At 32.1% G+C, this 2221-nt stretch carries 1 protein-coding gene; it reads left to right on the forward strand.

Annotation, left to right across the window (positions count from 1 at the left end; translation table 11 throughout):
- Positions 1–746 precede the first annotated feature (746 nt).
- Positions 747–1913 carry a pyridoxal phosphate-dependent aminotransferase gene (locus F6K23_RS40180; protein ID WP_293166759.1) on the forward strand — a complete coding sequence of 389 codons (1167 nt, stop codon included), beginning with the start codon at positions 747–749 and terminating at the stop codon, positions 1911–1913.
- Positions 1914–2221 lie beyond the last annotated feature (308 nt).

Genomic DNA, 2221 nt, shown 5'->3' on the forward strand with positions numbered 1-2221 from the left:
GCTGTAGGATAATTATTTTATTTTTTATTATTGGAGATGTCTAATGAATAAAGCAAGCATTCATTTAATTTCTACTACATTCTCAACCAGATATTCGTATTCTGAAGCTTTAATAAAATTGTTTTTTTCTCCTTAAAGGTAATAAAGCTAATAGCTGATAGCTGACTGCTGTTTGCGCAGCATTCCGGAGGAAATGCTTACAAATGAAGAATCTGAAAATGAAGCTATAAAACAGTTACTCAGAAGTTTTCAGTTTTTTTAATCTTAATTCCTATTTAACCAAAAATTAAATCAACCTACTTAGTATAGGGATATATTTTTCTGGCTCAACTGCCTTGATGAAAAAACTCTCATGAAGTAGCGATAACCTAATTTTTTAGTAATTAGTTAATTAGGGTTAATTAAGAGTCACGTCCTTCGGAAGATAAAAGAATTTTGATTCATCTTAAATATCTTAAAATATCTCATAAATCATTCGGTGATTGCTATATAACTAATTTTATAACTTGTATTGTAGTCAAGCAACTAATTACTATAGTAAAATTATTTGAGTTGTGAGATATTATAGACTTTTAGGGGATAGAGAATAGGGTATAGGGTATAGGGAACAGATAACAAAGAAAAAACTAATATACATGAATCCTTAAGCTGCTATTTTCTATTCTTTTAGAGAATACTAAAATTCTCACATTTGATTCGGTGATTACTATAGTAAAATTATTCAGAAAATATCATCTATATTAATTATGAATTTTGCAACTAGAATGAATGGCTTAGGTGGTGATGCTGCAATTGAAGTTTTTACTAAGGCAAAACAGTTAGAATCTCAAGGTCGAAATATTATTCATTTAGAAATTGGTCAACCTGATTTTAAGACTCCTCAAAATATTCGTGAAGTTGCTTTTCAAGCGATGAATAATGGTTATACAACTTATACTCCCGCAGCAGGTTTATTGGAGTTAAGAAAAGTAATAGCAGAACATATTTCTCAAACTCGCAATGTATTAGTTAATCCTGATGAAGTAGTAGTAATGCCAGGAGCAAAACCAGTTATATTTTTCACTCTTTTAGCATTAACAAATCCAGGAGATGAAGTGATTTATCCGAACCCTGGATTTCCTGTTTATGAATCAGTCATTAATTTAGTGGGAGGGAAACCTATTCCATTACCTTTATTGGAAGAATTAGACTTTCAATTTAGTATCGATAATTTAGCTAATTCTATTTCTGAGAAGACAAAATTACTAATTCTGAATTCTCCCCATAATCCAACTGGCAGTGTATTAACTCTCGAATATTTAGAAGCTATAGCTAAACTGGCAGTTAAACATAACTTTTATATCCTCTCTGACGAAATTTACTCCCACTTAATCTACGACTCAAAATTTACCAGTATCATCAGTTTTCCTGGTATGAAAGAACGCACAGTTTTATTAGATGGGCACTCAAAAACCTATGCTATGACTGGTTGGCGTTTAGGTTATTCTGTTTCTCCTAGGGCAATCACTGAAAAGTTAGAGCAGTTGATGTTAAATTCTAATTCTTGTGCTTGTTCATTTACTCAAATAGCTGGTATAGAAGCCATCAAAAATTCTCAGGAGTTTGTCAAGGAAATGTTTGCAGAATTTAAACAAAGACGTGATGTTATTGTCGAAGGTTTAAATTCTATTGGAGGTATTAACTGTGCAAAACCCGCAGGTGCTTTTTATACTTTCCCCAATGTGAAACAACTGCCGATAAGTTGTGAAAAATTGGCAGATTATTTATTATCTGAAGCTGGAGTTGCTTTATTGCCGGGAACTGCTTATGGAAAATTTGGAGATGGATATTTGAGGTTGTCTTACGCAAATTCCATTGAGAATATTCGAGAAGGTATCAGTCGGATAAAAATCGCCATTGAAAAATTTAGTTAAGTGGTTGAAGGTAAATATAAAAGATATTAACTGTGGAAAACCAGTAGGTGCTGTGAGATTTTTCCCAATATTAAACAATTGCCGATAAGTTTTGAGGAGCTGACAAATTATTTATTCCCTGAAGCTGTAGTTGCTTTATTGCTGGGGACTACTTGTGGAAAATTTGGAGATGGATATTTGGGGTTGTCTGGTGAAAATTTCATGAAAAATATTTTCTCAGATATGAGTCGGAGAAAAATCGCCATTGAAAAATTTAATTCAGTGGTTGAAGGTAAATATAAAAGATATTAACTGTGGAAAACCAGTAG

The organism is Okeania sp. SIO2C9, assembly GCF_010672455.1.
Lineage (GTDB): Bacteria > Cyanobacteriota > Cyanobacteriia > Cyanobacteriales > Microcoleaceae > Okeania.